Origin of the sequence: Arenimonas sp., from assembly GCF_041913985.1 — a bacterium.
Lineage (GTDB): Bacteria > Pseudomonadota > Gammaproteobacteria > Xanthomonadales > Xanthomonadaceae > Arenimonas.
Map to the genome: position 1 here is coordinate 78,754 of NZ_JAYSEG010000011.1, position 6,691 is coordinate 85,444.

General features: G+C 73.4%; 5 protein-coding genes. 4 read left to right on the plus strand and 1 reads right to left on the minus strand.

The window, feature by feature from the left end:
* Positions 1–11 precede the first annotated feature (11 nt).
* From ACE3Q2_RS05665 to ACE3Q2_RS05675, 3 genes are read left to right on the plus strand one after another with little or no spacing between them, the layout of a single operon-like run.
* Complete coding sequence (locus ACE3Q2_RS05665) at positions 12–836, plus strand: ABC transporter permease (RefSeq protein WP_374473344.1); 825 nt, start codon at positions 12–14, stop codon at positions 834–836.
* A gap of 1 nt (position 837) precedes the next feature.
* Positions 838–2,361 carry an ATP-binding cassette domain-containing protein gene (locus tag ACE3Q2_RS05670; RefSeq protein ID WP_374473345.1) on the plus strand — a complete coding sequence of 508 codons (1,524 nt, stop codon included), beginning with the start codon at positions 838–840 and terminating at the stop codon, positions 2,359–2,361.
* A 43-nt stretch (positions 2,362–2,404) separates the two neighbouring features.
* Positions 2,405–5,020, plus strand: a complete 2,616-nt coding sequence (locus tag ACE3Q2_RS05675; RefSeq protein ID WP_374473346.1) for an EAL domain-containing protein — start codon at positions 2,405–2,407, stop codon at positions 5,018–5,020.
* Here the strand turns inward: ACE3Q2_RS05675 and ACE3Q2_RS05680 are convergent.
* Complete coding sequence (locus ACE3Q2_RS05680) at positions 4,999–5,991, minus strand: NAD-dependent epimerase/dehydratase family protein (RefSeq protein WP_374473347.1); 993 nt, start codon at positions 5,989–5,991, stop codon at positions 4,999–5,001. The genes ACE3Q2_RS05675 and ACE3Q2_RS05680 overlap by 22 nt on opposite strands.
* 151 nt (positions 5,992–6,142) lie before the next feature.
* Here ACE3Q2_RS05680 and ACE3Q2_RS05685 point away from each other — a divergent pair, with 151 nt between their 5' ends.
* The gene (locus ACE3Q2_RS05685) at positions 6,143–6,589 is read left to right on the plus strand and encodes a hypothetical protein (RefSeq protein ID WP_374473348.1); all 447 of its coding nucleotides are present in this window, start codon (positions 6,143–6,145) and stop codon (positions 6,587–6,589) included.
* Positions 6,590–6,691: the final 102 nt, after the last annotated feature.

Here is a 6,691-nt window from a genome sequence, read left to right on the forward strand (position 1 = left end):
AGATGCCGCCCATGCACCCGCACCGTTCCCTGCCACGCTCCGCCCGCGCCTGCCTGTGGCTGCTGGGTGCGCTGGCGCTGGCGTGCTGGGGCGGGCCCTGGCTGCTCGACCTGCCCGACCCGCACCGCCCCGACTGGACCGCGCTGTCGTCGCCGCCCTCGGCCGCGCACTGGTTCGGCACCGACGCCATCGGCCGCGACATCCTGGCGCGCACGCTGGCCGGCGGCCGCCTCTCGCTCACCGTAGGCGCGCTGGCCACGGCGGTGGCGCTGGTGATCGGCCTGGCCTTCGGCGCGGTGGCCGGTTACGCCGGCGGCCGCGTCGAGCGCGCCATGGTGCGCCTGCTCGACGTGCTCTCGGCGCTGCCCTTCCTGCTGATCGTCATCCTGCTGCTGGCGCTGTTCGGGCGCTCGCTGTGGCTGCTGCTGGCGGCCATCGGCGGCTACGTGTGGATCGACCTGGCGCGCGTGGCCCGCGCCGAAGCCGCGCGCCTGCGCGAGATGCCCTTCGTGCTGGCGGCGCGCGCCGCCGGCGCCCGCTTCGACCAGGTACTGCGCTGGCACCTGCTGCCCAACCTGCTGCCGCTGGGCCTGGTGTACCTGGGCCTGATCCTGCCGCAGGCCATCCTGGTGGAAAGTTTCCTGGGCTTCCTGGGCCTGGGCGTGGACGAACCCGCGGCCAGCTGGGGCAGCCTGCTCAGCGAGGGCACGCAGGAACTCGACGTGGCGCCCTGGTCGCTGCTGTTCCCGGCCGGTTTCCTGGTGGCCACGCTGGCCGCCTTCCAGTTCCTGGGCGACGGCCTGCGCGACTGGCTCGACGTGCGCGGGGCACCCTGACATGGCCGAAGAAGACGCGCTGCGCCTGACCGGCCTGGAAGTGCACGCGGGCGAGCGCCGCCTGCTGGGCCCGCTCGACCTGGCGCTGCCCGCCGGCGAATGCCTGGCGCTGGTGGGCGAAAGCGGCAGCGGCAAGAGCCTCACCGTGGCCGCGCTGCTGGGCCTGCTGCCGCCGGGCCTGGCGGCGCGCGGCCGCCTGCACGTCGGCCAGGGCGCCGACATCGCCCTGGGCTCGCCCGAACACGCGGCGCTGCGCGGCCGCTACCTCGCCTGGGTGCCGCAGGATCCGCAGGCCAGCCTGCACCCGCTGCGCACCGTGGGCGCGCAGCTGCGCGAAAGCCTGCGCGTGCTGCGCGGCCTGGGCCGGGACGATGCAAGGCGCGAGGCGCGCGCGCTGTTCGAACGCCTGCAGCTGCCCGAGCCCGACGCGCTGCTCGAACGCCACCCGCACCAGCTCTCCGGCGGCCAGCGCCAGCGCGTGCTGATCGCGCTTGCCCTGGCCGGCGCGCCGCGCGTGCTGCTGGCCGACGAACCCACCTCGGCGCTGGACCCGCGGCTGGCGCGCGAATCACTGGCGCTGTTCGACCAGCTGCGCCGCGAGCTCGGCCTGGCCGTGCTGCTGGTCAGCCACGACCTGCCGCTGGTGGCCGCGCATGCGCAGCAGCTGGCCATCCTCCAGCGCGGCGAACTGGTGGAACGCGGCGACACCGCCGCGGTGTTCGCCACCCCCGCCCACGCCTACACCCGCGAACTGCTGGCCGCCGACCGCCTGCCCGCGCCGGCGCCCTCCACGCCCGGCCCGGTGCTGCTGCAGCTGGAATCCGTGGCCGTGGCCTACCCCGGCGCGGCGCGCCCGGCCGTGCAGGACATCACGCTCGAGCTGCGCCGCGGCGAATGCCTGGCGCTGGTGGGCGAAAGCGGCAGCGGCAAGTCCAGCCTCGGCCGCGCCCTGCTGCGGCTGGTGAAGCGCGGCGTGGCCGGCCGCATCCGCCTGGACGGCCAGGACCTGCTGGCCGCCGACCGCAGCGGCCTGCGCGCGCTGCGCCGGCGCATCGGCGTGGTGTTCCAGGACCCGTACGCCTCGCTCGACCCGCGCCTGCGCGTGCACGACCTGGTGGCCGAACCGCTGCGCATCCATGGCATCGGCGACGCCGCCGCGCGCGCCGCCCGCGTCGCCGAACTGCTGCCGGCCGTGGGCCTGGACCCCGCGCTGGCCAGCCGCTGGCCGCACCAGCTTTCCGGCGGCCAGCGCCAGCGCGTGGCCATCGCCCGCGCCCTGGCCACCCGCCCGGAACTGCTGGTGTGCGACGAAGCCGTGTCGGCGCTCGACGCCCAGCACCGCGCCGGCATCCTGGCGCTGCTGGGCCGGCTCAAGCGCGAACAGGGCCTGGCCCTGCTGTTCATCACCCACGACTTCGCCGCGGCGCGGGCCCTGGCCGAACGCTGCGCGGTGCTCGACCAGGGCCGGCTGGTCGCCGCCGGCCCCACCGGTGCCGTGCTGGCCGGCACGGTCCGGGCGGGCTGATACACTCGGGCCGGACCCCGGGGGAGGGGAAGGTAAGCCGTTGATGCCGCACCACACGCTGTCCGCCAGCGACGCCCAGACCACGCCGGTGCGCCTGCGCGCCGGCGACCCGGCCGCGCTCGCCGCCGAGGTCGAGCGGCTGCGGGTGGACGTGGAGCGCCTCGGCCGCGCCGAGAAGCTCCAGCGCGCCCTGTTCGCCATTTCCGACCTCGCCAGCTCCGGCGAGGACACCGCCACGGTGATGAAGGGCCTGCACGAGATCGTCGGCCGGCTGATGTACGCCGAGAACTTCTACATCGTGCGCTACTCGCCCGAGCGCGACACGATGCGCTTCATCTACTTCGCCGACAGCCTCGACCCGGTGCAGCCCGACCCGGACGAGGAGATCCCGGCCAGCGAAATGGGCAACAGCCTCACCCTGGCGCTGATCCGCCTGGGCCGGCCCGTGCTGGGCCCGTCCACCGACGTGCGGGTGGAACTGGGCGTGACCCGCGACGAATCCCTGGGCCCCGACAGCGAGGACTGGCTGGGCGTGCCCATGGTGGACGAGGGCGTAGTGCGCGGCGCCGTGGTGGTGCAGAGCTACGACCCGCAGAGCCGCTACAGCGAGGACGACCGCGCGCTGCTCAGCTACGTGGCCCAGCACATCCTCACCGCGCTGGCCCGCCGCGACGCCAAGGCCGAGCTGGAGCACCGCGTGGACGAACGCACGCGCGAGCTGCGCGAGCAGGTGGTCGAACGCGAGCGCAGCGAGAAGCTGCAGGCGGCGCTGTTCCGCATCGCCGAGCAGGCCGGGCGCAGCGAGAGCATCGAGGTGTTCTACGCCGAAGTGCACGGCATCGTCAGCGACCTGCTCGACGCCCGCAACTTCTTCATCGCCCTGCTCACGCCCGACGGGCAGGAGCTGGACTTCCCGTACTCGGTGGACGAACGCGACCAGGCGCGCCCGCGCCGGCGCCTGGCCAAGGGCCTCACCGAATTCGTGCTGGCCACGGGCGCGCCGCTGCTGGCCGACCGCGACGGCATCCACAACCTGGTGGCCGAGGGCAAAGTGCAGTCCTTCGGCACGCCTTCCGTTTGCTGGCTGGGCGTGCCGCTGCAGATCGAGGGCCGGGTGGCCGGCGTCATCGCCGTGCAGAGCTACACGCCCGACTACCTCTACACCAAGCGTGACCAGGAGCTGCTGAGCTTCGTGTCCTTCCACATCGCCCAGGCGCTGGAACGGCGCCAGGCGCATGAGTCGCTGCGCGAGGCCTACGCCGAGCTCGAGCAGCGCGTGGCCGCGCGCACCAGCGAGCTGGCCGAGGCCAACCGCGAGCTGCTCGACCAGATCTCGGTGCGCGAGCGCATGGAACACAAGCTCAAGCACGAAGCCATGCACGACACGCTCACCGGCCTGCCCAACCGCAGCCACCTGCTGGGCCGCATGGGCATGGCGCTGTCGCGCTACCGGCACGACCCGGGCCAGCTGTTCGCGGTGCTGTTCCTCGACCTCGACCGCTTCAAGGTGGTGAACGACTCGGTCGGCCACCTGGTGGGCGACGAACTGCTGAAGGAAGCCGCGCGCCGCATCGGCCGCTGCGTGCGCGACCCGGACATGGTGGCGCGCCTGGGCGGCGACGAATTCGCCATCGTGCTCGACTTCATCCACACCGCCGAAGACGCGGTGGCGGTGGCCGAACGCGTCATCGACGCCCTGGCCGAGCCCATGCGCATCGCCGGCAAGGAGCTCTACACCTCGGCCAGCATCGGCATCGCCCTGGTGGACGGCCGCTACCGCAGCCCGGAAGAGCTGCTGCGCGACGCCGACGTGGCCATGTACCGCGCCAAGGCCACCGGCCGCCAGCGTTACGCGCTGTTCGACGAACACCTGCACGAGGCCGCGCTCAAGCTGCTCGAACTCGAAGGCGACCTGCGCCGCGCGCTGCAGCGCCAGGAATTCGTGCCGCACTACCAGCCCATCCTCACGCTCGCCGACGGCCACCTGGTGGGCTTCGAGGCGCTGATGCGCTGGCACCACCCGGTGCGCGGCCTGTGCGCGCCGGGCGAATTCATGGGCACGGCCGAGGAAACCGGCGCGCTCGAGCAGATGGACTGGCAGATCTACGACCGCGTCTGCAGCGACATCGCCCGGCTGGCCTCGGGCCGCGCCTACACCACGCTCAACGTCTCGCCCCGGCACCTGCGCGCGCCCGACTTCGACCAGCGCCTGCTCGAGCTGATGGGGCGCCACGGCGTGAAGCCGGTGAACCTGCGGCTGGAAGTGACCGAAGGCGCGCTGCTCGAGCAGCCCGAGGTGGTGCAGGCCTGCCTGGCGCGCCTGCGCGAGGCCGGCGTGCTCACCCTGCTCGACGACTTCGGCACCGGCTATTCGTCGCTGAGCTACCTGCACCGCTTCCCGCTGCACGGCCTGAAGATCGACCGCAGCTTCGTGGCCGAACTGCGCAGCGGCGAGAGCGGCGGCAGCACCGCCATCGTGCGCGCCATCCGGCTGCTGGCCGATTCGCTGGGGCTGGAAGTGATCGCCGAGGGCATCGAGGCCGAGGAGCAGCGCTACCAGCTGCGCCTGCTGGGCCTGAGCCTGGGCCAGGGCTACCTGTTCTCGAAGCCGGCCTCGGCCGACGACATCCTCGAGCGTTACGGCCTCGCCTCGACCTGAGGCGAGAGCAGGCCTTCCTCGCGCAGCCAGGCGATGGTGTCGGCCAGCAGCTGCGGCAGCGGCGTGGCGCGGTAACCCAGTTCGCGTTCGGCCTTGGTGGAATCCACCTGCAGGTGGTGGCAGGTGAAGGCCGCCGCCGCGGGGGTCAGTTCCGGCGGGCGGCGGGTGAGGCGCGAAGCCAGGTCGAGCACGCGGGCGTAGGCGCGCAGCGCGGCGGCCGGCATGGCTTTCTTTGGCGCCGGCTTGCCCAGCTGGCGGCCGGCTTCCTGGATCAGCGCCAGGAAGGTGGCGTGTTCGCCGCCGAGCAGCCAGGTTTCGTCGCGCGCGCTGCCCTGCCAGGCGCGCACGTGGGCCCGCGCCACCTCGCGCACGTCGGCGAAGGCGCCGGAACCGGGCGGCGAACCGGGCAGCTTGCCGGCGTCGAGCAGGCGGATCAGGTTCGACCAGTTGTTGCGGTCGCCGGGGCCGAGGATGTGCGAGGGCTGCAGCACCAGGAAGGGCAGGCCGGATTCGCGCACCAGGCGTTCGGCCGCGTACTTGTTGCGCTCGTAGTTGATCCACGAGCCGGCGCCGCGCTGCGGCACGTCCTCGCGCAGCGTGCCGTGCACCCGGTGCGAATAGGCCGAGACGCTGGAGGTGTAGGCGAAGCAGCCCACGCCCGCCTCGCGCGCGGCGGCGAGCAGGCGGCGGGTGCCGCCGACGTTGGTTTCGGTTTGCGCGGCGTCGCGCGGTCCCCAGTTGTTGGTGTCCGAGGCGGTATGGAACACCGCCTCCACGCCTTCCACCGCGGCGCGCAGCGCGTCGGCGTCGCCCAGGTGCCCGCGCACGGGCTGGGCGCCCGTGGCGGCGACGGCCGCTTCGCCTTCGGCGGAACGGGCAAGCCCGCGCACGCTGGCGCCGGTGGCGAGCAGTTCGCGCAGCAGGTGCTGGCCGAGGAAGCCGGTGGCGCCGGTGACGAGGACGGTGGGCATGGGGCAGTTCTAACCCGGGCGGGGGGCGGGAAGCCATGGGCCCGGCCCGGTCGTCCGGGTCAAGCCCGGGGTGTCCGAATTGTGAAACCGGTCACGTTTCCTAGATTATGCTTCAGCAAAACTGGCTAACCCCCCGCCCAATATGACTTTCATGTCGCCCCTGCTGCCCCTCCCGCTGCCCCTGGCACCCCTGGCCTGGCTCACCGGCTTCCGCCGGGTGCCGGACAACAGCGTGGTCACCGTGCACCGGTTCGGCCGCTTCGTGCGGGCCCTGGGGCCGGGCTGGCGCTGGACCCTGCCGGGGCTGGACCACCTGGGCCAGCCGGTCTGCCTGATCGGCCACCACCTGGAAGTCCGCGAGGGCGACGGCCCGCATGCCGAGCTCTACTACCAGATCCTCGACCCGGCCCAGGCCGGCGAAGCCCTGGACCGGGTGGACGCCCTGGTCACCGACCAGGCCCGCGACGCCCTGGCCAGCCTGCCGGCCGCCAACGACGACGCGCCCACCCTGGCCGATTCGCTCAAGGCCGAACTCAACCGCCGCCTCGGCCGCCTGGGCCTGCGCGTCATCCGCTGCGCCCTGCACCCGGCCCTGTAGAAGAAGGGGGGGGGGGGGGGGTTTTTTGCGGCCGGGGCCGGTAGTAGCAGGAGACCCCCCCAGGGAAAAAAGGGGGGCGTGTGAGCCCGGCTTAGGCGGGGG